Source organism: Nocardioides marmorisolisilvae, from assembly GCF_003725775.1.
GTDB classification, from domain to species: Bacteria; Actinomycetota; Actinomycetes; order Propionibacteriales; family Nocardioidaceae; genus Marmoricola; species Marmoricola marmorisolisilvae.
The window spans coordinates 90,027-111,205 of record NZ_RJSG01000001.1 but is presented as its reverse complement, the minus strand read 5'-3'; the positions used below and the strand labels follow the sequence as shown (position 1 = coordinate 111,205).

General features: G+C 69.4%; 26 protein-coding genes. 17 read left to right on the top strand and 9 right to left on the bottom strand.

Features of this window, described 5'->3' with window-relative positions:
• Positions 1-77: 77 nt before the first annotated feature.
• Positions 78-848: an alpha/beta fold hydrolase gene (locus EFL95_RS00535; protein ID WP_123232118.1), complete on the bottom strand. Its 771-nt coding sequence runs from the start codon at positions 846-848 to the stop codon at positions 78-80.
• 42 nt (positions 849-890) lie between these two features.
• Entirely contained in the window at positions 891-1,244 is a 354-nt protein-coding gene (locus EFL95_RS00530) for a YciI family protein (protein WP_123232117.1), read from the bottom strand.
• Positions 1,245-1,426: 182 nt separating this feature from the next.
• On the opposite strand from EFL95_RS00530, the gene EFL95_RS00525 reads away from it, so the two are divergent.
• Genes EFL95_RS00525 through EFL95_RS00500 form a run of 6 tightly spaced genes read left to right on the top strand, consistent with a single transcriptional unit; the run spans position 1,427 to position 6,107 of the window.
• Positions 1,427-2,308, top strand: coding sequence for a DUF4344 domain-containing metallopeptidase (locus EFL95_RS00525; RefSeq protein WP_123232116.1), 882 nt, complete (start codon positions 1,427-1,429; stop codon positions 2,306-2,308).
• Positions 2,309-2,347: 39 nt separating this feature from the next.
• Positions 2,348-2,752: a hypothetical protein gene (locus EFL95_RS00520; RefSeq protein WP_221176267.1), complete on the top strand. Its 405-nt coding sequence runs from the start codon at positions 2,348-2,350 to the stop codon at positions 2,750-2,752.
• Positions 2,749-3,678 carry a hypothetical protein gene (locus EFL95_RS00515; protein ID WP_123232114.1) on the top strand — a complete coding sequence of 310 codons (930 nt, stop codon included), beginning with the start codon at positions 2,749-2,751 and terminating at the stop codon, positions 3,676-3,678. The genes EFL95_RS00520 and EFL95_RS00515 overlap by 4 nt, the downstream gene beginning before the upstream one ends.
• Positions 3,675-4,958 (top strand): hypothetical protein, encoded by a 1,284-nt coding sequence (locus tag EFL95_RS00510; protein ID WP_123232113.1) that lies wholly within the window; start codon positions 3,675-3,677, stop codon positions 4,956-4,958. Before EFL95_RS00515 ends, EFL95_RS00510 begins: the two co-directional genes overlap by 4 nt.
• A 10-nt stretch (positions 4,959-4,968) precedes the next feature.
• Complete coding sequence (locus EFL95_RS00505) at positions 4,969-5,835, top strand: DKNYY domain-containing protein (protein WP_183406967.1); 867 nt, start codon at positions 4,969-4,971, stop codon at positions 5,833-5,835.
• On the top strand, positions 5,835-6,107 hold the full coding sequence (locus EFL95_RS00500) for a hypothetical protein (protein ID WP_148044926.1): 273 nt from the start codon (positions 5,835-5,837) through the stop codon (positions 6,105-6,107). The genes EFL95_RS00505 and EFL95_RS00500 overlap by 1 nt, the downstream gene beginning before the upstream one ends.
• Before the next feature lie 4 nt (positions 6,108-6,111).
• Here the strand turns inward: EFL95_RS00500 and EFL95_RS19315 are convergent, their stop codons facing one another.
• From EFL95_RS19315 to EFL95_RS00490, 3 genes are all read right to left on the bottom strand, one after another.
• On the bottom strand, positions 6,112-6,276 hold the full coding sequence (locus EFL95_RS19315) for a hypothetical protein (RefSeq protein WP_183406966.1): 165 nt from the start codon (positions 6,274-6,276) through the stop codon (positions 6,112-6,114).
• A gap of 188 nt (positions 6,277-6,464) precedes the next feature.
• Positions 6,465-7,118: a response regulator gene (locus EFL95_RS00495; protein ID WP_123232110.1), complete on the bottom strand. Its 654-nt coding sequence runs from the start codon at positions 7,116-7,118 to the stop codon at positions 6,465-6,467.
• On the bottom strand, positions 7,109-9,112 hold the full coding sequence (locus tag EFL95_RS00490; protein WP_183406965.1) for a sensor histidine kinase: 2,004 nt from the start codon (positions 9,110-9,112) through the stop codon (positions 7,109-7,111). Before EFL95_RS00490 ends, EFL95_RS00495 begins: the two co-directional genes overlap by 10 nt.
• A 126-nt stretch (positions 9,113-9,238) precedes the next feature.
• Between EFL95_RS00490 and EFL95_RS00485 the strand changes: the two genes are divergently transcribed.
• Together EFL95_RS00485 and EFL95_RS00480 are read left to right on the top strand one after the other, a co-directional pair.
• On the top strand, positions 9,239-9,961 hold the full coding sequence (locus tag EFL95_RS00485; protein WP_123232108.1) for a hypothetical protein: 723 nt from the start codon (positions 9,239-9,241) through the stop codon (positions 9,959-9,961).
• A complete protein-coding gene (locus tag EFL95_RS00480) occupies positions 9,958-11,028 on the top strand; it encodes a TolB family protein (protein ID WP_123232107.1) in 1,071 nt (356 codons plus the stop codon). The genes EFL95_RS00485 and EFL95_RS00480 overlap by 4 nt, the downstream gene beginning before the upstream one ends.
• 130 nt (positions 11,029-11,158) lie before the next feature.
• Here the strand turns inward: EFL95_RS00480 and msrA are convergent, their stop codons facing one another.
• Together msrA and EFL95_RS00470 are read right to left on the bottom strand one after the other, a co-directional pair.
• Positions 11,159-11,803 (bottom strand): peptide-methionine (S)-S-oxide reductase MsrA, encoded by a 645-nt coding sequence (gene msrA, locus EFL95_RS00475; protein WP_123232106.1) that lies wholly within the window; start codon positions 11,801-11,803, stop codon positions 11,159-11,161.
• A gap of 168 nt (positions 11,804-11,971) precedes the next feature.
• A complete protein-coding gene (locus EFL95_RS00470; protein WP_148044925.1) occupies positions 11,972-12,922 on the bottom strand; it encodes a DUF5995 family protein in 951 nt (316 codons plus the stop codon).
• A 68-nt stretch (positions 12,923-12,990) separates the two neighbouring features.
• On the opposite strand from EFL95_RS00470, the gene EFL95_RS00465 reads away from it, so the two are divergent.
• From EFL95_RS00465 to ilvA, 7 genes are read left to right on the top strand one after another with little or no spacing between them, the layout of a single operon-like run.
• Positions 12,991-13,188, top strand: coding sequence for a FitA-like ribbon-helix-helix domain-containing protein (locus EFL95_RS00465; RefSeq protein ID WP_123232653.1), 198 nt, complete (start codon positions 12,991-12,993; stop codon positions 13,186-13,188).
• Positions 13,185-13,574 (top strand): type II toxin-antitoxin system death-on-curing family toxin, encoded by a 390-nt coding sequence (locus EFL95_RS00460; RefSeq protein ID WP_123232104.1) that lies wholly within the window; start codon positions 13,185-13,187, stop codon positions 13,572-13,574. Before EFL95_RS00465 ends, EFL95_RS00460 begins: the two co-directional genes overlap by 4 nt.
• A 20-nt stretch (positions 13,575-13,594) precedes the next feature.
• Positions 13,595-14,764 carry a cystathionine gamma-synthase gene (locus EFL95_RS00455; protein WP_123232103.1) on the top strand — a complete coding sequence of 390 codons (1,170 nt, stop codon included), beginning with the start codon at positions 13,595-13,597 and terminating at the stop codon, positions 14,762-14,764.
• Positions 14,761-15,102 carry a YidH family protein gene (locus EFL95_RS00450; protein ID WP_123232102.1) on the top strand — a complete coding sequence of 114 codons (342 nt, stop codon included), beginning with the start codon at positions 14,761-14,763 and terminating at the stop codon, positions 15,100-15,102. Before EFL95_RS00455 ends, EFL95_RS00450 begins: the two co-directional genes overlap by 4 nt.
• On the top strand, positions 15,099-16,499 hold the full coding sequence (locus EFL95_RS00445; RefSeq protein WP_123232101.1) for a glutamate mutase L: 1,401 nt from the start codon (positions 15,099-15,101) through the stop codon (positions 16,497-16,499). The genes EFL95_RS00450 and EFL95_RS00445 overlap by 4 nt, the downstream gene beginning before the upstream one ends.
• Positions 16,496-17,821, top strand: a complete 1,326-nt coding sequence (locus EFL95_RS00440; protein WP_246004734.1) for an AI-2E family transporter — start codon at positions 16,496-16,498, stop codon at positions 17,819-17,821. Before EFL95_RS00445 ends, EFL95_RS00440 begins: the two co-directional genes overlap by 4 nt.
• Positions 17,818-19,044 carry a threonine ammonia-lyase gene (gene ilvA, locus EFL95_RS00435; protein ID WP_123232099.1) on the top strand — a complete coding sequence of 409 codons (1,227 nt, stop codon included), beginning with the start codon at positions 17,818-17,820 and terminating at the stop codon, positions 19,042-19,044. The genes EFL95_RS00440 and ilvA overlap by 4 nt, the downstream gene beginning before the upstream one ends.
• Positions 19,045-19,062: 18 nt before the next feature.
• Here ilvA and greA read toward each other — a convergent pair whose 3' ends face one another.
• Positions 19,063-19,566: a transcription elongation factor GreA gene (gene greA, locus EFL95_RS00430; RefSeq protein WP_123232098.1), complete on the bottom strand. Its 504-nt coding sequence runs from the start codon at positions 19,564-19,566 to the stop codon at positions 19,063-19,065.
• A 78-nt stretch (positions 19,567-19,644) separates the two neighbouring features.
• On the bottom strand, positions 19,645-20,031 hold the full coding sequence (locus EFL95_RS00425; protein ID WP_123232097.1) for a DUF4307 domain-containing protein: 387 nt from the start codon (positions 20,029-20,031) through the stop codon (positions 19,645-19,647).
• A 14-nt stretch (positions 20,032-20,045) separates the two neighbouring features.
• Between EFL95_RS00425 and mca the strand changes: the two genes are divergently transcribed.
• Positions 20,046-20,924, top strand: a complete 879-nt coding sequence (gene mca / locus EFL95_RS00420) for a mycothiol conjugate amidase Mca (protein ID WP_425463949.1) — start codon at positions 20,046-20,048, stop codon at positions 20,922-20,924.
• A 20-nt stretch (positions 20,925-20,944) separates the two neighbouring features.
• Positions 20,945-21,178 carry a hypothetical protein gene (locus tag EFL95_RS00415; protein ID WP_123232095.1) on the top strand — a complete coding sequence of 78 codons (234 nt, stop codon included), beginning with the start codon at positions 20,945-20,947 and terminating at the stop codon, positions 21,176-21,178.
• Position 21,179: the final 1 nt, after the last annotated feature.

Here is a 21,179-nt window from a genome sequence, read left to right as displayed (position 1 = left end):
CAGGCGCGTGCGGCCAGCCTCCACCCTGTCCACGAACGGGCAAAGCCCGGTACGACACTTGGTGCGAGAAAAATTCGCTAAGCGTCCCGGATCAGGTCCGCGACCGCCTCGGGATCCTGGAGGTGAGGTTGGTGGGCGAACCCGGGCAGCTGCACCAAGCGCGCCTTCGGCAGCGCCGACTCCCACCGGGTCCGCATCCAGGAGGGGACCAGGACGTCGCGGGTTCCCCAGGCGAGGGTCACGCGCGACGAGTCGACCCGGGTCAGGTCGGGCATGCCCGGGCCCTCGCGGCGCTGCAGTCCGGTGCGGAAGAACGGGAACCTGGCCACCGAGTCCAGCAGCAGCGGCACGTCGGCGGTGTCGATTACCGTCGGTCGGCGCGACTGGTGGAACCACAGTCCGTTGATCGTCGCCGAGCGGCTCGAGTACGGCCACAACGGCCGGGTGAGTCGCAGCGCCGGCAGCACCGACCCGAACAACGCCGCGTAGAACGGCAGGCCGGGGCCGCTCACCCACGGGGGTGCGAGGGCGATCGCCGCGCTGACCCGCTCACGACCGAGGAGCTCGATCGCGAGCACGCCGCCGAACGAGCTGCCGACGGCGGTGACGTCGTCGGACCACCCGACCTCGTCGAGCACCTCACTGACGTAGTCCGCGTGCTGGGCGAGCATCGACCGCCGCGGGTCGAGCGGTGGCCCGCCGGCGCTCCCGGGCTGGGTCGTCGCCAGCACGTCGTACTCGGCGGAGAGCAGCGTGACCAGGCGCCGGAACTCGACCCAGGTGTGGAACCCCGAGTGCAGGAGCACCAGTCGCGGGCCGCTGCCGCTGCGCACGAGGTCGTAGGCCATGCCGACAGTCTGGTCGGCACGCCCGGCCGCGCCAAGGACCGGTCAGGCCTCCGGCGGCGCGCCGAAGAGGTGCACCTGCTGGGGCCACCCGCAAGCCACCGCGACCTTCTGTGCCCAGTGCAGGGCAGCCGCCTGGTCCTCGACCCGGACCACGCAGAAGCCGCCGAGGTGCTCCTTGGTCTCGGCGTACGGGCCGTCCATCACCACCGGCTTGCCAGCGACCAGGTCGACCCCCACCACCGGAGCGTTCTCCTCGAGCCCACCGCCGAAGACCCAGACGCCGGCCGCCTCCATCTCAGCGAGCAGCGGCGTCAGCCTTCGATTGGCCTCCGTCAGGTCGTCCTCGGTCAGCTCCGGGACCCACTCCTGGTTGAAGGCGATCAGGTACTCGGGCATGTGTCCTCCTTCGTCGGGGCAGCACCGACTGCCACCCTGCACCTTCTCCACGAACGGCGACAGCCTGGTACGACACCTCGGTTACCGACGTTCGAGGGCGCGCACAAGAGGAATGCCACGAGGCTCGCGAACGGTCTAGATGGTCGGAGCGACCCCTTACGGAACTCCCTAGGCTCGCGGGCATGCGCCCTCCCCGCGGTCTCGTGGCTCCCGCTGCCCTGCTCATCGCCCTGACGCTCGCAGGTTGCGGGTCGTCGAAGGACACCGACGCCAAGGGTTCCCCGGAGCCCACGAAGACGGCCGAGGTCAAGCACGTCATCCACGTGACCTACGACGACCCGGTCGACACCCAGGACGCCGGATACGTCGGCCAGGTCGCGGCCGCCTCCGGCGTCAGCCCGCAGGCGTTCGCCGAGGAGATCCTGAAGGACGGCGCCATCGACGACATCGCCGCGGGGTTCTCCGACAACTTCGCCCTGCCGACGGACCTGACGATCCACGTCACCAGCGCCGAGGGTTCGCCCAACTACGACCCGTCGACCAAGACCGTGACGATCTACTACGACTTCGCGAACCTGACCGGCAACATCATCAAGGCGGGCAACCCGAAGATGTCCGACGCCGACCTCGGCACCCAATGGGCCGCCGTCAACGACTTCGTCCTGGTCCACGAGCTCGGCCACGCCTTCGTCGACGTCTTCGAGATCCCCATCACCGGACGCGAGGAGGACGCCGTCGACGGCCTGGCGACGTACTTCTTCACGGACCAGGTCCCGCACGGCGCGAGCTACGCGTTCGACGCTGCGAGCTTCTTCCACGGGTTGCAGGACTACCAGGGCGCGCCGGACCTCACCCAGTTCGCGAACGAGCACTCGCTGAGCGTCCAGCGGGCCTTCGACATCGCGTGCAAGGTCGCCGGTTCGAGCGAGGAGACCATGCAGCAGATCGCCGCGCTCGGCGTGCTGCCCGAGGACCGGCCGGCCCGGTGCCCCGGGGAGTACGAGCAGAACGCGAAGGCCTGGAGCACCCTGCTCAAGCCGCACCTCCGCTCGACCCAGGACTGACCGGTCCGAGGTCCGTCCCCTTCCTCCCAGGAGCGCATGATGAGTGTTGCCGAACCGCCGCCGCCCGAGCGCGGCCAGACTGCCGACGAGCGCGGTCGTGACGTCAGCGCCGAGCAGGCCGCGTTCGAGGGCGAGACGACCTGGGCGCGCCGGTTGGTCCGCGCTGCCGATCCACGGATGCTGCTCTCGCAGGCGCAGGACTATCCGGTCGGGATCAAGCAGTTCCTGCAGTTCTGCCTGATCCTCGTCTACCCGGCGTGGCTGTTCCTCGTCCTGCTGGCGTGGCCGATCTGGCTGGTCGGCAAGGCGTTCGAAGGCATCCTCTACGTGCTCTTCTGGCCGGTGCGCGCGATCCACAAACGCAACAACCCTGAGGAGTACGCGGCCTTCCAGGCCGAGCTGAAGGCGCGCAAGGAGGCCAAGAAGGCGGCCCGGACGTCGTGAAGCTCTTCCGTCGACGTACGGTCGCGTCCCTCCGGCTGGACCCCGGGACGGCCGTGCGCCCGACGGACACCCTGACGGTCACCGTGGAGGTGGACGAGGCCGTGCCGGGCGTCACCGCTGCTCGCATCGAGCTGGGTTACGTCAACGGCTTCCGCTACCACTGGGCCGGCAAGCAGGCCGCGCTCGCGTCCCAGGGCCAGGACTCGCTGCTGACGGCGGGGCAGCTCGGGACCAACTACGGCGGCGACAAGGACAGCGACGCCTGGGTGTCCGTGATCGACGCGCCGTTGACCGTTGCTGCCGGGGTGCTGGGGAGCGGTCCGCAGCAGGTCCAGCTGCGGCTGCCGTCCTGGGCACCCGGCACCGCGGGCGAGGTGGTGCGCTGGGAGGCGCGGCTGCACGTCGAGAGGTCCGGCAAGGACACCGTCGTCGCCGAGTCGTTCACCGTGCTCTCGGTCGCTCCCGATCCGGCTCCGACGTCCGCGGAACTCCCGCTGATCCAGGGGGAGCGGGCACTGGCCAACAGCATCCTGTTCGAGATCGAGACCGAGCGCGGGACCTACCGACCCGGCGAGGAGGTGCGCGGCACCGTCGCCGTGACCCCGCGCGATCCGGTCGACCGGTCGGCGCTGCTGGCGGTCTGGTTCCAGCAGCTGACCGACTCGCACCCGGTGGAGAAGAACCCGACGCTCGGGCCGAGCGAGTCGTTCGTCCGGCCGATGACGTCGATAGCGAAGGACGTGCGGCTCGTCCAGGGCCAGCGCAGCGAGTTCCCGTTCGCCCTGACCCTCCCCGCTGATGCGATGCCGACCCTTGAGGCGGTGCACTCCTCGGTCCGCTGGTTCGTGCAGATCAAGGTCGAGTTCTCGGGGATGACCGGTGCCATCGAGCGCGCCGAGCGCGGGATCGTGGTGCACACCGGGTGAAGCGCGCCCCGATGCTCGTGGTTCTCGGCCTGGCTCTCGGTGTCCTGGCCGGGTGCGCGTACCACGCCGGGGACGAAGCGGCGCGTGACTTCGACGGCTGGGTCGCCGACCATCCGCTGGTCGGGGCGAAGGTCACCGACCGGACCGGGACCAACGTGCAGCCGTTCCGGGGCACGTTCCAGGCCGACGCAGAGCTGACCGCGACTCCGAGCGAGGGCGCGATCGTCGCGGCGATGGCGAGCATGTGCCGGTTCGACGCGGAGACCACGACCAGGACCAGGTACTGGTTGTACGTCGACAAGCTCTGGCTGCAGGCACCGTGCAGGAAGGACCGGCAGCAGAAGGTCGCCGGCTTCTGGTCCGACGTTCACGGTCTGGCCGGGATCGAGGAGGTCGACTTCTCACCGCGCGGACTGGCGGTCACCGCCACCGACGCGGAGATCACCGGGCTCGTCCCGAAGATCTCGGCGGCCGCCGACCGCAGTGGGTGGGCGGAGCCGAACACGGCGAACGTGTACCGCAGCCCGCGCGTCTCCATCACCCAGCCGAAGGATGCGAACGTCTCCGACCAGCTCGCTCTGGTCCAGGGAGTGCTGGACGCCGCGGGTTCCGCGCTGGTCAGCGTCACGGCGTCGCCAGGACTGGTGACGGCGTCGACGTCGGGCAGTGTCGAGCAGGCACGTGGCTGGCAGGCCGACGTCGGGAACGGCTCTCAGGAGCTGCTGGTGATGCCGACGAAGATCACCACCGAGGTCGCTGTCGAACCGGCTGCGCGGCCGGTGCTCGAGCGACTGGCGACCGACGACCGGGTGATGAGCGTGGCGATCATCAAGGGCCAGTGGTCGATCCGGATCCCCTCGACCGAACAGGCTCGTGCGCTGCTGCCGACCCTGGGGGACTCCCACGGGGTCGGCCTGGGTCGCCTCACCCTCGACATCGGCAAGGTCCCGCGCGACTCCGGCAAGGGCATCGGCCGGACCTGCGACATCCGCCCGGTCCCGGGTGGGACCGACCGGGCCGAGGCGCTCCTCGACTTGTGCGACCTGCTCGGAATGGTCGAGGTCGACGACCGCTTCGACACCCTCGGCCTGCGGATCGAGGACCAGGACTACCGCGGGATGATCGTCTGCCTGCACCGGCTCGCCGTCGGGCAGAAGGTCTACCTGACCACGAAGGACAACAGCAGCATCGAGTTCACGATCGGCTCCACGCTCGAGACGCAGTACCCGAACAGTCCCCTCGGCAAGGTGCTGATCCCGATCTGGAACGCTCAGGACTGAGGTGACTGTCGTGCGATCGCTCCGCGTTCCCCTCGCCCTCGCGCTCCTCGTCGTACTGGTCGGGTGTGGCGGGGCGCCGAGCTCGTTGTTCCACTCCGCCGGCTACTACGTGCGGGGCGACACGGTCTACTACCTCGACGCGTTCCCGGGTGAGGCGAGCAAGCTCCCGCAGGCGGACGCGAAGACCTTCACGATCCTGGACACGACCTACGCCAAGGACAAGAACGCGGTCTACCTGGACGGGGTCGTCCTGCCCGATGCCGACCCCGGATCGTTCGGGCTGCTCGAGGTGTCCGGCTACAGCAAGGACGCCACGCACGTGTTCATGCGCGACCGCGTGCTCAGCGAGGACCCGGATCACTTCACGTTCCTCAACGGCGACGGCGGCGTGACCAAGGACAGCGCCCACGTGTACTGGTCCGACGGCACCGTGCTGTCGGACGACCCGCAGCACTTCGCGATCCTGTCGCAGGACGGCTTCTACCTGTTCGCGAAGGACGGGGAGAACGTCTTCGTCAACGGGACTGCCATCAAGGACGCGGACCCCGGGACGTTCAAGGTCGAGCGCGGCGCCTACGGGAAGGACTCCGAAGGGGTCTTCTACTTCACCGGCCCGGTCCACGGCGCTGACTCCTCGACCTTCAAGGTTCTCGACGGCCCCTATGCCCGCGACGACGCGCACGCGTACTGGATGGGCAAGGTCGTGCCGGGCGCGGACCCGGCGACCTTCGTGGTTCTGAACGCCGACTTCGAGTGCACGGCCGACTCGGCGCACGCGTTCTACCGCGACGTACTCATCAAGGGCTTCGATCCGAGCACGATCCCGTCGGGTGCCACGGTCACGAACTGCTCCGAGACCTCGGTGAGCTTCTCGTGATGAGCGAGCGTTCTTCCGCAGGTCGAGTCGGCCGCGTGCTGGTCATCCTGATGCTGGACCTCGCCGCCGCTGGATGGCTGTGGCTCGTGACCCTGCGCACCCTGAAGGTCTGGAGCCAGAACGACAGCAGGCCGCCGACCTGCACCAACTACTACGGCCACTCGATGTCGTGCGACTCGAACGAGACCGTGGCCCAGCTGATCGCGCTGGGCGTGCTCTGCGTGGTGCTCTTCGGCGCGCTCTGGATCGAGCGCCGACGCGGCTGGATCTAGCTGATCAGTAGTCCCCGAAGGAGCGCGGGATGCCCGTGGCGCCACGAGGCTTCTGTGCTTTGCGCGCCTCGCGTCGACGCGGGTTGATCAGGTCGCCGAGCTTGCGGTTGGAGCGGACGATGCTCGCGATCGAGCCGAACAAGAAGATGATCAAGAAGGTGAGAATCATGGCTGCCCGCTTCCGTAGCGCTTGATGGAACGAGCATGAGCCTGGGCCGCTGATACACGCCATCGATTGCGACCTGGGGCACACCGTGGTGGCCGTCACGCCCGGATGCAGCAACCGTTGCTACACGTCTGTAGTAACGATCTGATGGGCGCGGCTCGGTGCGCTGCCAGGAGTGGGCCACGACCTGGTCACTCGTCCACCCCGAGGTGGGCGAGCACGGCCCTGACCCGGCGGTGGTCGTCGTCGACGACGAGGAGGTCGAGCTTGGTGAAGATCGAGGCGATGTGAGTCTCCACGGTCCGAGCCGCCATCGAGAGTCGGCGACAGATCGCCGCGTTCGAACGACCTTCGGCCATCAGCGACAACACCTCTCGCTCACGTGCGGTCAGTCGATCCAGTCGGGCCTGGTTCGCCCCTCGGCCGACGATCGCCGAGACGACGTCCGGATCCAGGACCGTTTCGCCTGCCGCTACTCGTTCCAGCGCGTCGACCATGACCTCCAAGCCGGCGACGTGATCCTTCAGGAGGTAGCCGAATCCTCCGACCCGGTGGCGTTCGACGAGGTGGAGAGCGGCGCTCGCTTGCAGGTGTGCGGACAGGAGCAGGATGCCCACCGCGGGACGCTCTGATCGGATGGTGTCTGCAGCTCGCACTCCGTCGTCTCGGTTGCCGGGGGGCATCCTGATGTCAAGGATGGCGACGTCCGGTTCGTGCTCGATCGCGGCCGCAACTGCCGCGTCTGCGTCCCCTACCTCGGCAAGCACGCTGACCCCGGCGTCCTGGAGGAGGCGGACCAGTCCGGTGCGGAGCAGGGCGGAGTCATCCGCGACGATCACGCGCATGGCAGGTCCAGTTCGATGCACGTTCCGCTGCCAGGCTCAGCGACGACGTTCACCGAGCCGCGGGCCGCTTCGGCACGGTCGAGGATTCCCCGCAGCCCGGAGCCCTGCGGATCAGCGAGCCCGTTCCCGTCGTCCCGGACGGAGACCCGCAGGCGCGTGCCGTCGTAGTTGACCTCGACGGATGCATGGGAGGCGCTCGCGTGCTTCGCGGTGTTGCTCAGAGCTTCGGCGACGACGTAGTACGCCACGAGCGCCTCGTTCGGCAGGGGCTCGGGAGGCACTCCGACGACCGTGACCCGAGTGGGGACGGACGACCCGACCGCGAGGCTCTCGAGAGCTGCCTGGAGTCCCTGGTCGAGGTGCACCGGGCGGAGTCCGTGGGCGAGGTCTCGCAGTTCGGCGAGCGCGGTCCTGGTCAGCTCAGTTGCTTCGGCGAGAGATGCACGACCTGCGTCGTCGGGTCGCCGCTGGGCAGATTCGAGGGCGAACAGGACTGCCAGGAGTCGTTGCTGGGCGCCGTCGTGCAGGTCGCGTTCAAGGCGGAGCCGTTCTTCGACGGCAACCGATGACAACCGCTCGCGCGAGGCGGCGATCTCCTCGATCCGGAGCTTGAGGACCGCGCGCAATCCTGTTGCCTCGAGCTCCGGTAGCGCTGCGGAGCAGACGTCCGCGAGCAGCGCTGGAGTAGCAGACGAGCTCACGGCGGCGAGCACGCCGCCGCCGCGCTCGACGACGTAGCCGTCTGCTGGTTCCGGCTGGTGGTGGCCGCGAGCATCAGTCCACCCGCCGCCGTCGGGCTGCGGGTACGCGACAGTGAGCTGGGGGTCTTCGAGCGCCAGGGCGAGGACTGACTCGACACCCGGATCGGGAGCGCCGGTCGGCCTCTGCACGTAGCGGTTCACCACGTTCAGAGCGTCCCAGCGTCGGCGGCGGAAGCGACGATCCACGGCGGTGCCGACCGCCGTCAGCACCGGCTTCGCAGCCCCGGCCGCGGCCAGCGTCGCCACGCTCGCGGCCAACGGGGAGTCCAGTCTGGCGCTGAGGAGCGTCGACACCAGCAGGACGACGGCGGACCAGGTACCGACGACGACCAAGGTCACCAGCGTCCAGGTGATCGTGCGGCTCAGCAGCCGGTCGAGCTCGAACAAGCGGTAGCGCGAGACCGCGATCCCGGTTGAAATCGGCAGGACGGCAAGGGCAAGACCTGCGGAGATGCCGACGGCCACCATGGAGTCGGCCGCTGCTGCGACGGCGGTCACGAGCAGCAGCGCGAAGGAGACGGCCGCACCGAATCCGACCCATCGCAGCTGGAGCTTTTCCTCCCCCTCCGACCTCCGGTACCGAACGACGAGCGAGGCCGCTGCGACCAGGGGAGCGGAGGACAGGATCACGCCGCCGGCGTACCGGATCACCGGCAGAGCCGGCCCGATGTGGATCTCCCAAGGGTGCCGGTACCCGTTGAACGGTGCAGAGAAGTGCCCGGGCAGCAAAGACCGGGTGACCAGGAGGAGCCCCGCCGAAACAGCGACGACCCTGAGCCACACCCGCCAACGAGGGCCAGCCGGATCGCCGGTCGGGATGCACGCCAGGATCCAGGTGATCAGCAACAACCAGGGGATGAACGACGCCTCGCTCAGATACAACAACCAGGCCATGTGCCGACGTGGTTGGGCCAGCAGCAACAAGGAGGCTGTCGAGTCGAGTGCGGCCGCAGCCGTGATGCTCACGCTCAGGCCGAGGAACAACGGGCCCACGGCGTTCGGCACCTGGAGGGTGAGCGCGACGCCGATGAGCAACGTGGCGACGACAGCGACCAGATAAGGAACGGCGCTGGCATCCACTTCCGAGAGGTCGGCGCGACCCAGGTCGCGGACTTTCCTGTCGGTCCCCGCGAGCACCAGCGAGCACGACAGGACCGCGAGTGATGCTCCCCAGACCATGGCCGTGCGCGTGCGGGGATTCGACGAATCCCACCCGACCTCGTGCGCTGCCATGCCTCGCATGATCCCATCGCGCGCCGCCTTCGGCCTGCGTGCAGGCCACGAGAAAAGTCGGCGGCTGACCACGACGCGATGGAGGGCGACGTACGACGAACCTGGGGAACAACCGAGGAGGAAACCATGGTCGTAGATCTCCAGACAACGCCCGACCCGAACCAGCGGGGTCGGCGGTATCGGCGGACGGTGGTCCTGCCCGGTGCAGCCGCGGCTCTGGTTGCGCTGCCACTCACCGTCGTCGTCGTTCTCCTGATCCTGCCGTCGGAGGCAGACGCCCGGGTCACCGACGCGCAGTCAGCCCGAACCGTGATTGCTGCCGCGCACGCGCATCCGATCGGCAGCTGGTTGGGGCTTCTGCTGGCAGGTGTGGCCTACCTGATCGCCGCAGCCGCGTTGAGGCCGATGGCGGTGGCCGCGTCAGGGCGGTTCGCGCCCGTGGTTCGGATCGGCTACGGCTTGGTCCTGGTCGGGGCGGTCGGGCTGGCCATGGCCAACGCGGCTGTCGGAGTCTCACTCCGAGCTGCCGTCGACCCGGACGTCCCGAAGGCCGCCTCGGTAGCGACCCAGATCGCCCTGCAGCACGACCAGGGGCCGCTGCTCCCGCTGTTCCTAGCCGGGCTCGGTTGCTTTCTGGGGAGCCTTCTCCTCATCGTCGGATCAGCTATCTGCCGATCACTGACGTGGTGGCAGGGCCTGCTCGCCGGCGCCGTTGCGATCGGGCTGCCACTTGCGGAACCAGGTCTGTCGGGCATGTTGCTCGTGGTTGTCGCTCTTGCGGCGGCTGTGGCGCTGATGCCCCTGACTCGCCTGGGCGGGTCGGCTGCCGAGAACAGTTCGGTGTCATGAAGCGCCTTCTGGTTCTGGTTGTGATGACCGCGCTCGTGGTCGGCGGATGCGCCGGAGGCGGGTCCGAGACACCGAGCGGACAGCACACGACGTCTCTCGCCGGACCGCGCGACCCGGACGGTCGCATCGCTCTGCGGCGGTTCGTCGACGACGCGGAGACCAGTGCCGCGATCTACGTCCTCGACGCTGACGGGACTGACGAGACACGCCTCACCAGGCCCGCACCCGGGGTCATCGACGACGAGCCCGACTGGTCCCCGGACGGGACGAGCGTCGTCTTCACCCGGACCACCGCAGGTGCAGAAGGGGCAGAAGCGCGCGTGCTGTGCACGATCTCGGTCGACGGTTCCGCGCCGACACAGCTGAGCGCGTCCTACGCGCCCGACGGCAACACCTCCATCGCGGGTTGGGACATCCAAGGCGCGTTCTCACCCGATGGGAAGCTCCTCGCCTTCGCCCACCTGGAAGGCCTCGTCGCCGTAGGTGGCACCCACGGAATCCCCGAGGGCTCCGACCAGATCGAGTCCTCCGAGATCTGGGTGATGAATGCTGACGGGACACACCGGAGGCAGGTCACCCGGCACGCCGCGTACTCAGGGGACTCCGGCGGCGTTGCGTGGTCGCCCGACGGCAGCAAGCTCGTCTACTCCCGGTTCAACAGCGCCGCGGCTCATCCGCGCGACGGCCGGGCCCTGTTCGTGGTCGACCTCGCTGACGGACACGAACGGCGGTTGACGCCGTGGAGCCTCGGAGCCGGAGGCACTCCCGAGTGGTCACCAGCGACCAACCTGATCGCCTTCCGGGCGGTCCAGGACGAGGAGTCAGGGATCGGCAACTTCTTCACGGTTCGACCTGACGGGACGGGCCTGACCCAGGTCACGCACTTCGTCGACACGGTGATCAGCCACAAGATCGGGTTCTCTCCCGATGGCGCGCAGCTGGTGTTCGGGAAGACGGGCGAGAACGGCAGCAGCGACATTTTCACCGCGAATCTCGACGGCTCAGACCTTCGGCCCGTGGCGACGAGGCCGCAATCGGAGAGCTCGGCCGACTGGGGCGCGCCGTGACCGAGCGCAGCACGGTCACTGGCTGCGCTCGCGCTACCCCTAGGACGGCTGGCCCCGCATCCCTGAACATGCACAACGGCCCCGGGCAGCCCTTCCGGGCCGGCCGGGGCCGGTAGTGCATGGTGGAACCTCAGGCGCTGGGGACCTTGATCCCGGTCGCGCTGTGGCAGCGGTACCCGAACGGGTTCTTGATCAGGTACTGCTGGTGGTAGTCCTCGGCGTAGTAGTACGGCGGCGCCGGCTTGATCTCGGTGGTGATCCGGTCGTAGCCGCGCTTGGTCAGCTCGGGCTGGTAGCGCTCGGTGACCTCGCGGGCGATCTCGGCCTGCTCGTCGGAGAAGGTGTAGATCGCCGAGCGGTACTGGGTGCCGACATCGTTGCCCTGGCGCATGCCCTGGGTCGGGTCGTGCACCTCGTAGAAGGCGGCGACCAGGTCGGCGTACGAGACCTTGGCGGGGTCGTAGACGACCCGCACGGCCTCGGTGTGACCGGTCTTGCCGCTGCAGACCTCCTCGTACGACGGGTTCGGGGTCGTCCCGCCCGCGTAGCCGACCGACGTCGACCAGACGCCGTCGATCTGCCAGAAGATCTCCTCGGCTCCCCAGAAGCAGCCTAGCCCGAACAGGGCGACCTCGAGGCCCGTCGGGACCTCGTCGGTGACCAGAGGAGCGTCGAGCACCTTGTGCTTCTCTGCCAGGGCGAACGGCCGGTCGGTCCGGCCGGCGAGGGCGTTCTCCGGCTCGACGATCTGGGTCTTGTACTTGCTGAATAGCATCTGCGACCTCCTGGTACTGCCGGGACTGCCCGGCACCCATTTCAACATTCTCGTGTTGAACGGTGTTCCGGCTAGGTCTTACGGGCGGGTTACGAGGTTTCGCCCTTCGAGACGGTTGCTGCGCAACCTCCTCAGGGACCCAGTCTGCGCAACCTCCTCAGGGACCAATCAGCCGTGGTGGGTGGAGCAGAAGGCGTCGCGGTTCTTGGAGGACGCGGCCAGGAAGATCGGGATCAGCTTGATGAACTGTGCCTGACCGGCGGCGTACTCCTCGATCTCCTTCTGGATCGCGTTGCGCAGCAGCGGGATGTTGCGGGTCGCGGCGAGGGCCTCGGCGTGACGCCACACCATCTCCCGCCAGCCGCGCATGATCGTGGAGACCACCAGGTCGTCGACCGGGCCGATGTCGAACTTGTTGAACATCGGGTCGAAGCGCGCCGCCTCCTCGTCGAAGACCGGGTGGTAGAGCGAGTCGAGGCGGTCGTTGTAGGCGTTGTGGTCCGGCTTGTGGGTGGTGCCGTCGGCGGCCGTCAGCCCGACCTGCTCGAGCACGTAGGGGAAGTCGTTGTTGATGTGCGCGTTCATGTTGAGCATGAAGTCGCCCAGGCCGGACATCGTCCTGTCGTCGCTGGCCTGCAGGGCGATCCGCCAGGCGTGCGGGACCGATGTCTTGTTGCCGGCGGTCCAGGCGTCCATGGTGTCGAAGTACTTCTTGGCGAAGACGGCATCGATCTGGGTCAGCCACTTCCGGTCGTGGAAGTAGCCGTTGTCAGCAGCGGCCTTCACGTTCTCGGTGACTCGCAGGTAGGCCAGCCCGAAGATCGCGTCGTGGTCGCAGCTCGCGGCCTCCGGGGCCAGGCGTGCCTTCATCTCGGCGATCACGTCGACGATGCACTGCGGGTCACCGCTCGCGCAGATCGGGCCGTTGTAGGGCCGGTACGGCATCGGGAACGCCGGCAGCAGTGCGATGACCGGGTCCTCCAGGCTCGGGTTCAGCAGCGCGTTCAGCGCCGCCGTCGGGTCCGGGTCGGTGGCCTGGGCGGGCGTGCCGAGGGTGCCGAGGGCGAGAGCGGCGGTGAGGCCGACGACGGCAGCCTTGAGGGAGGGGCGCATACGCATGTCTACCCCAACGAGGGCCTGTGGATCCAGGTACGTGGTGTCACGGATGATACCTTACTGTCATGGCCATGACGCTGAGGCTGACGGACGAAGAGACGGCCGCTCTGCGAGCTCGTGCTGAGCGGGAAGGCCGGTCGATGCAAGAGGTGGCTCGCGAGGCGGTGCGTGAGTACGTCGCATCGGCTGACCGAGCCGAGCTGCTCAAGCGGGTACTCGACTCGGAGCTTCCGAGGTACGCCGACGCTCTCGAGCGCCTCGGCCAGTGACGTCTGTTCAGTACCTCAGCCTCCCCGAGCTCGTGCACACGGCTGAGCGTGCAGTCGGACCGATCGTCATCAAGGACGTCGGGCTGCTCGAGTCTGCGCTGGCGCGGCCCAGGGCGACTGCGTTCGGCGAGGATGCCTATCGGACGTTCGCGGAGAAGGCCGCGGCGCTCACTCACTCTCTCGCCAAGAACCACGCACTGCTCGACGGGAACAAGAGACTCGCGCTGTCCGGCCTGATCGCATTCCTGGGTATCAACGGCCGTCGCCTGACCATCGACAACGACGCTGCGTACGACCTGATCATCGACATCGTCGATGGTCGCTTGGCGGACGTCCCGGCAATCGCGGAGTGGATCCAGCGCTCAACCGAGTCGCACTCGTTCTGATTCCTACTAGGCTCGCTGGCGTGACCCAGGAGCACTCCAACAAGTCAGGGTTCGAGACGCGTGCGATCCACGCCGGCTACGAGCCCGACGCCATGACCGGTGCGGTGATCCCGCCCATCTACGCGACCAGCACCTACAAGCAGGACGGGGTCGGCGGACTGCGCGGCGGCTACGAGTACAGCCGCTCGGCGAACCCCACCCGGACCGCGCTCGAGGGGGCGCTCGCGGCGCTGGAGGAGGGGGAGCGCGGCTTCGCGTTCGCCTCCGGCCTGGCCGCCGAGGACACCGTGCTCCGGGCGCTGACGCGGCCCGGTGACCACGTGGTGATCCCCGACGACGCCTACGGCGGCACCTTCCGGCTGGTCGACAAGGTCGGCGGCCCCTGGGGCCTGGAGCACACCCCGGCCGCGGTCTCCGACCTCGACGCCGTGCGGGCCGCGATCGAGCCCGGACGCACCCGGCTCGTGTGGGTGGAGACCCCGACGAACCCGCTGCTGAACATCGGCGACATCGAGGCGCTGGCCGCGATCGCGCACGACGCGGGCGCCAAGCTCGTCGTCGACAACACCTTCGCCTCGCCGTACCTGCAGCAGCCGCTGACCCTGGGCGCCGACATCGTGGTGCACTCGACGACCAAGTACTGCGGCGGCCACTCCGACGTCGTCGGCGGTGCCGTCGTGGTCCGCGACCTGGAGACCGCCGACCGCGTCGGCTTCCACCAGAACGCGATGGGCGCGGTCCCCGGTCCGTTCGACTGCTTCCTGACCCACCGCGGCCTGAAGACGCTCGCGGTGCGGATGGATCGGCACTGCGACAACGCCGAGAAGGTCGTCGACTACCTGCTCGACCACCCCCAGGTCGCCGACGTCATCTACCCCGGCCTCGAGCAGCACCCCGGCCATGCGGTCGCCACCCGCCAGATGAAGCGGTACGGCGGCATCGTGTCGTTCCGGGTCCACGGCGGCGAGCAGCACGCCCTCGAGGTCTGCGAGCGGGCTCGGGTCTTCACCCTGGGCGAGTCCCTGGGCGGGGTCGAGTCGCTGATCGAGCACCCGGGCCGGATGACCCACGCGAGCGTGGCCGGCACCGACCTCGAGGTCCCGGCCGACCTGATCCGGCTCAGCGTCGGGATCGAGACCGCCGACGACCTGATCGCCGACCTGGACCGGGCGCTCGGGGTCGAGAAGTGAGCGAGCAGCCGGAGGAGCCGGACGTCCGGTTCTCGCTGGCCAACGAGCGCACCCTGCTGGCCTACCAGCGCACCTCGATCGGTCTGATCGGTGCAGCGGTCGCGGTGGCGCACTTCCTGGAGGACAGCACGCTCGCGCTGATCCTGGCCTCGATCCTGCTGCTGTGCGGGGCGTTCTCCGCGATCGGCGGTTACCAGCGCTACGTGGCGGCGGACCACGCGATCCGCGAAGGCCGGCCGCTGGGGCCGGGCCGCGCGGCGATGCTGCTCTCGGTCGGACTGATCATCGCCGTCGTCGTCGCCGCGATCTACGTGGGCACGACGGCCGACTGGCAATGACGACCCCGCGGCTGGCGCTCTGCGTCGACTTCGGCTCGACGTTCACCAAGACGGCTCTGGTCGACCGTGCCGCGGGCACCCTGCTCGCCACCGCCCAGCACCCGACCACGCTCGACACCGACGTCCTCGACGGGCTCGACGCCTGCCGGGACGCCCTGGCGGCTGAGCACCCGGAAGCCACAGGCGCCGAGGTGCTGGCGTGCTCGTCGGCGGGCGGTGGCCTGCGGATCGCGGTGATCGGCACCGAGGAGCTGGTCTCGGCCGAGGCCGGTCGTCGCGTTGCGCTGTCCAGTGGCGGCAAGGTCGTGCTGGTCCTCGCCGGCGGACTCGACCCGGGGCTGGCCGAGCTGCGCGCCGCCGAGCCGGACGTGCTGCTGCTCGTCGGCGGGACCGATGGCGGCAACTCCGAGACGCTGCTGCACGACGCCGCGGCGCTCGCTGATGCGCGGTGGACCGGCCCCGTCGTGGTTGCCGGTGATCGGGAGGCGCAGGACCGGGTCGCGGCCCTGCTCGCCGGGTCCGGTACGCCGTACACGGTCGCGGACAACGTGGTGCCGCGGATCGGGGTGCTGGCTCCGGAGTCCGCGCGGCTCGCGATCCGGGAGATCTTCATCCGGCACGTGATCGGTGGCAAGAACCTCAGCTCCCGTCCCGAGTTCGCCGAGCTCGTCCTCGGCGCCACGCCCGACGTCGTCCTCGTCGGAGTCGAGCTGCTCGCCCAGGCCCAGGGGGCGACCACGCCCGGGTCCGGGGTCGTGGTCGTCGACGTCGGGGGTGCCACCACCGACGTGCACTCGGTCGTCGTGCTCGACCCGGAGGAGGCGGCGCTGGCTCGCGAGGTCGTCGCGGTCACCCCGGTGACCCGGACGGTCGAGGGCGATCTCGGCATGCGCTGGAGCGCGGTGTCCACGGCCGAGGCCGCCGCGGCTGAAGGCGTCGACGCGGAGCTGGCGGGGCTTGCAGTCGCGCGACGCGACCCGGCGTTCCTGCCGGCGGATGCGACCGAGCGCGCCGAGGACCTGCGGCTGGCGAGCGCGGCCGCGACGATCGCCGTACGCCGGCACGCCGGCCGTTCGCAGGTGGTCCTCTCGCCCGAGGGCCGGGTGGTCGAGCGCAGCGGCAAGAACCTGCGGGCGGTCGACCTGCTCGTCGGGTCGGGCGGCGTCTTCCGGGCGGCGACGCCCGAGCAGGCGCGCGCAGCGCTGGTCGGTGCGACGGGGTCGGGCACCGAGGGCTGGCAGTGCCCGGAGCGCCCGCGCATCGTGGTCGACTCCACCTCGGTGCTGGCCGCCGCCGGTCTGATCGCCCTGGCCGGAGGCGACGAGGCCGCGGCGGACGCGGCCCGACGACTGATCTGGAATACGGTGTCTTCGATGACCGAGGTGAGCGCGTGGTGAGGGACCGGGGACGCGGGGAGACGCCGGAGGGCGAGCCCGGGTCCGAAGAACCGAGCGCCGAGGAGCGCCAGGCCGCCGAGGACCGGCGTACCGAGCGGCTCGTCCGGCAGCTCGCCCAGCAGTGGGGTCGCGTCCGGGAGCCGCGCCAGCAGGTCGAGCCGGCGTACCGGACCGGCCCGTCGAACTTCACCCGGGCGCAGGTGCCCTGGGGCTACGACGTCGCCGCCGCATGGGCTTGGCGGTTCATCGTCATCGTCATCGCGACCCTGATGGTGCTCTACGCGATCCAGACCCTGGCCGTGGTGGTCTTCCCGGTGGTGATCGCGCTGTTCATCTCGGCGCTGGTCGCACCGGTGGTGAACCTGATCGAGCGGATCGGGGTGCCGCGCAAGCTCGCCGCGTTCCTGGTCGTGCTCGGCGGGATCGCGATCGTGGCGGCCCTGATCGCGTTCGTCACCCAGCAGGTGGCCTCCGGCGCCGGCGAGCTGTCCGACAACGTGGCCGGTGGTCTCGGCAAGATCGAGGACTGGCTGCGCGACGGCCCGATGAAGCTCAGCGACTCCCAGATCAACGACTGGATCTCCAACGCCCAGGACTACATCAAGAACCAGGGCAAGGACCTGGCCAGCCACGCCAGCGAGCTGAGCACCACGGTCAGCCACATCTTCGCGGCGTTCTTCATCATCTTGTTCTCGACGTACTTCTTCCTCGCCGACGGCCAGCTGATCTGGGCCTGGGTCGTGCGGATCTTCCCGCGGGCCGCCCGGGAGCGGGCCGACTCCTCAGGCCGGGTCGCCTGGAAGTCGCTGACCCAGTTCGTCCGGGCCACGGTCCTGGTCGCCGGCACCGACGCGATCGGCATCATGATCGCCGCCGCGATCCTCAAGGTTCCGCTGGTCAGCGCCATCGGCGTGCTGGTCTTCCTCGGCGCGTTCGTGCCGCTGGTCGGCGCGTTCGTCTCCGGGGGTGTCGCGGTGCTCGTCGCCCTGGTGGCGCACGGCCCGGTGGTGGCGCTGATCATGCTCGGCGCCGTCGTGCTGGTGCAGCAGATCGAGGCGCACGTGCTGCAGCCGTTCCTGATGGGGCGGTTCGTCTCGGTGCACCCGCTCGGCGTGATCCTGGCGATCGCCGCCGGTGTGATCGTCGCCGGCATCGTCGGTGCCCTGGTCGCCGTACCGCTGGCCGCCACCATCAACGCGGTGGTCCAGCACCTGGCCTCGTTCACCGACATCGGTGAGTCACCCGAGGATGCGGCCGAGGACGACCCGCCGCCGGAGCCGGACGAGGAGATCGAGGCCGAGGTCGCGGGGGAGCCGTCGTGACCGACGTGACCGGACCGGTCGGGCCCGCCGAGATCGCTGCGGCCGCCGAGCTGCTCGAGGGCGTCGCCATCACCACGCCGATGGAGGAGTCGCGCTGGCTCTCCGCGCTCGTCGGCGGCCCGGTGCTGCTCAAGTGCGAGAACCTCCAGCGCACCGGGTCGTTCAAGATCCGCGGCGCCTACGTGCGGATGTCCCGCCTCTCGGCCGACGAGCGTGCCCGCGGCGTCGTGGCCGCCTCGGCCGGCAACCACGCCCAGGGCGTCGCGCTGGCCGCACAGATGCTGGGCATCAAGGCGACCGTCTTCATGCCCGAGGGCGCCCCGATCCCCAAGCTCAACGCCACCCGCGGCTACGGCGCCGAGGTGGTCTTCCACGGCGCGATCCTCGACGAGGCCCTGGCCCGGGCGATCGAGTACGCCGAGGAGACCGGGGCGGTCCTGATCCACCCGTTCGACCACGCCGACATCGTCGCAGGCCAGGCGACCTGCGGTCTGGAGATCCTGGCCCAGGCGCCCGAGGCCGCGACCGTGCTGGTGCCGACCGGGGGCGGGGGTCTGGTGGCCGGGGTCGCGCTCGCGATCAAGGCGCACCGCCCTGACGTTCGCCTGGTCGGCGTGCAGGCGGAAGGAGCCGCGGCGTACCCGGGCTCGCTGGCCGCGGGGGAGCCCGTCGCGCTGGCCTCGATGACCACCATGGCCGACGGCATCGCGGTCGCCCGACCCGGGCAGGTCCCGTTCGCGGCGATCGAGCGCCTCGTCGACGAGGTCGTCACGGTTTCCGAGGAATCGATCTCACGCGCGCTGGTGCTGCTGCTCGAGCGCGCCAAGCTCGTCGTCGAACCGGCGGGTGCTGTTGCGGTCGCGGCGATCCTGGACCAGCCCGAGAAGTACGCGACCCCGGCGGTCGCGGTGCTCTCCGGTGGCAACGTCGACCCGCTGCTGCTCTCGAAGCTGATCCGCCACGGTCTCGCCTCGGCGGGGCGCTACCTGAACATCGCGGTGCGGATCCCGGACCGACCCGGCGGCCTGGCGCGACTGCTCGGCGAGCTCGCCGACTGCGGTGCCAACGTCCTCGAGGTCGTGCACGAGCGCACCTCCGGCTCGCTGTCGATCGACGAGGTCGAGGTGCACGTGCAGCTGGAGACGCGCGGCCCCGAGCACACAGAAGCCGTGCTCACGCGACTGCGCGAGCACGGCTACCGGGTCACTGCTTCAGAGAGCTAGCGCGTCCCGCGATCGTTGCTAGCCGCGGTAGGGGACCGCGTCGACGATCTCGACGGCCAGCGTCTTGCCGTTCGGGGCGACGTACTCGACGGTCTCGCCGCGCTTGTGCCCGTCGATCGCCGACCCGAGCGGCGACTGCGGCGAGAAGACCTCGAGGTCGTCGTCGTCGCCCTTCATCTCCCGGGCGCCCAGCAGGAACTTCTCGGTGTCGGTGTCGCCGACGAACCGGTACTCGACCACCATGCCCTGCTCGACGATGCCGTCGTCGGCCGGCGCCTCGCCGACGCGGGCGTTCTTGAGCATCTCGGCCAGCTGCGCGATCCGGCCGTCGAGCTTGCCCAGCTCCTCGCGGGCCGCGTGGTAGCCGCCGTTCTCCTTGAGGTCGCCCTCGTCGCGGGCCTGGCTGACCTTCTCGACGACGGAAGCACGGCCGGGACCGCGTAGGTCCTCGAGCTCTGCGGTCAGCTCGTCGAACTTGGCCTGCGTCAGCCAGATGCCGTCACGCTCTTCAGCGGCAGTCATGCAACAACTCCTCGATCGGAGGGAAAACGGGAAAAGACAAGCCTAGCAACGCCGGGTGCAGCGCCGCCTCCGGGAACGTCAGCTCCCGGTGCAGCGGATCACTTCCGCCGTGGTCGCCCGCCGCTCGGTGCGGATCGGGATCCAGTGCCCCTCGGCGGCGCGGATCTGCTTCGCGCTCAAGTTCAGCTCGCCGACGATGCTGTGGTCGGCTGCCGTGGCCCTGACCAGGCAGTTCCCGGTGACGTGGTCGTTGCGGAAGCGGGTGTCCAGCTTCACATCGATCTGGTGCGCGCTGACCGGGTTGAACGAGCTCACCTGGGAGTCGATCGCCGGGTCGCCGTGGAAAATCGCTACCCAGCCGAGCCAGGTGAGGAAGACGATCGCCAGCAGGGTTGTTGCTCCCACGATGACCGCTCGGCGTCGGGGGCTCGGCTTCCCGTACCGCTCCGCCAGAAGGTCGCTCACACCCGAATCCTAGGATGTCCCTCATGTCTGAAGACGCCGGCCTCCGGCTGATGCACGTGCACGCCCACCCCGACGACGAGTCCAGCAAGGGCGCTGCGTCCACGGCGATGTACGTCGCCCAGGGTGTCGACGTGCACGTGGTGACCTGCACCGGCGGCGAGCGCGGGTCCGTGCTGAACCCGAACATGGACCGCCCCGAGGTGCTGGAGAACATCACCGAGATCCGGCGGGCGGAGATGGAGGCGGCGCGCGAGATCCTCGGCGTCACCCAGGACTGGCTCGGCTTCGTCGACTCCGGCTGGCCCGAGGGCGACCCGAAGCCGCCGCTGCCCGAGGGCTGCTTCGGCCTCGTCGACGTCGAGGTGGGCGCTGAGCCGCTGGTCCGGCTGATCCGCTCCTTCAAGCCGCACGTGATGACGACGTACGACGAGAACGGCGGCTACCCGCACCCGGACCACATCATGTGCCACAAGATCTCGATGGAGGCCTTCGAGGCCGCCGCCGACCCGACCCGCTACCCGGACGCCGGCGAGCCCTGGCAGGTGCTCAAGCTCTACTACCAGCACGGCTTCAACCGACCCAAGGCCGTCGCGCTGCACGAGGCGGCCCTCGAGCTCGGTATCGAGTCGGTCTTCGGTGAGCGCCTCAAGGAGTGGAAGCCCGACCCCGCCTGGGACGCCCGGGTGACCACCAAGGTCCCGTGCGCCGAGTACTTCCCGGTGCGCGACCGCGCACTGATCGCGCACGCGACCCAGATCGACCCGGACGGGTTCTTCTTCCAGATCCCGATGGACCTCCAGCAGCGGGTGTGGCCGACCGAGGACTTCGAGCTGGTGAAGAGCTTCGTGGAGTCCTCCCTCCCCGAGGACGACCTCTTCGCGGGCATCCGCTGAGCGTTTGCGAGAATGAGGCCATGTACGCGTTCCTGATCACCCTGCACAGCCACGTCCTGGCCGCGGACCCCACGCCGGCCGACAAGGACGTGAAGGCCGGGTGGCCCGCGTTCTTCATCTTCCTCGGGCTCGCGGTCGCGGTCGGCCTGCTCGGCTGGAGCCTGGTGCGCCAGCTGAACAAGACCAAGCGCAACGCTGACGCCGGGGTCTTCGGGACGCCGGACGAGGGTCCGACCGGCCCCGCCGCCGGCTGAC

Bases quoted from the DNA above. Each gene is read 5' to 3' on its own strand.
- EFL95_RS00535 (WP_123232118.1), bottom strand. From the start codon at position 848: ATGGCCTACGACCTCGTGCGCAGCGGCAGCGGCCCGCGACTGGTGCTC.
- EFL95_RS00530 (WP_123232117.1), bottom strand. From the start codon at position 1,244: ATGCCCGAGTACCTGATCGCCTTCAACCAGGAGTGGGTCCCGGAGCTG.
- EFL95_RS00525 (WP_123232116.1), top strand. From the start codon at position 1,427: ATGCGCCCTCCCCGCGGTCTCGTGGCTCCCGCTGCCCTGCTCATCGCC.
- EFL95_RS00520 (WP_221176267.1), top strand. From the start codon at position 2,348: ATGAGTGTTGCCGAACCGCCGCCGCCCGAGCGCGGCCAGACTGCCGAC.
- EFL95_RS00500 (WP_148044926.1), top strand. From the start codon at position 5,835: ATGAGCGAGCGTTCTTCCGCAGGTCGAGTCGGCCGCGTGCTGGTCATC.
- EFL95_RS19315 (WP_183406966.1), bottom strand. From the start codon at position 6,276: ATGATTCTCACCTTCTTGATCATCTTCTTGTTCGGCTCGATCGCGAGC.
- EFL95_RS00495 (WP_123232110.1), bottom strand. From the start codon at position 7,118: ATGCGCGTGATCGTCGCGGATGACTCCGCCCTGCTCCGCACCGGACTG.
- EFL95_RS00490 (WP_183406965.1), bottom strand. From the start codon at position 9,112: ATGGCAGCGCACGAGGTCGGGTGGGATTCGTCGAATCCCCGCACGCGC.
- EFL95_RS00485 (WP_123232108.1), top strand. From the start codon at position 9,239: ATGGTCGTAGATCTCCAGACAACGCCCGACCCGAACCAGCGGGGTCGG.
- EFL95_RS00480 (WP_123232107.1), top strand. From the start codon at position 9,958: ATGAAGCGCCTTCTGGTTCTGGTTGTGATGACCGCGCTCGTGGTCGGC.
- msrA (WP_123232106.1), bottom strand. From the start codon at position 11,803: ATGCTATTCAGCAAGTACAAGACCCAGATCGTCGAGCCGGAGAACGCC.
- EFL95_RS00470 (WP_148044925.1), bottom strand. From the start codon at position 12,922: ATGCGTATGCGCCCCTCCCTCAAGGCTGCCGTCGTCGGCCTCACCGCC.
- EFL95_RS00465 (WP_123232653.1), top strand. From the start codon at position 12,991: ATGACGCTGAGGCTGACGGACGAAGAGACGGCCGCTCTGCGAGCTCGT.
- EFL95_RS00445 (WP_123232101.1), top strand. From the start codon at position 15,099: ATGACGACCCCGCGGCTGGCGCTCTGCGTCGACTTCGGCTCGACGTTC.
- greA (WP_123232098.1), bottom strand. From the start codon at position 19,566: ATGACTGCCGCTGAAGAGCGTGACGGCATCTGGCTGACGCAGGCCAAG.
- mca (WP_425463949.1), top strand. From the start codon at position 20,046: ATGTCCCTCATGTCTGAAGACGCCGGCCTCCGGCTGATGCACGTGCAC.
- EFL95_RS00415 (WP_123232095.1), top strand. From the start codon at position 20,945: ATGTACGCGTTCCTGATCACCCTGCACAGCCACGTCCTGGCCGCGGAC.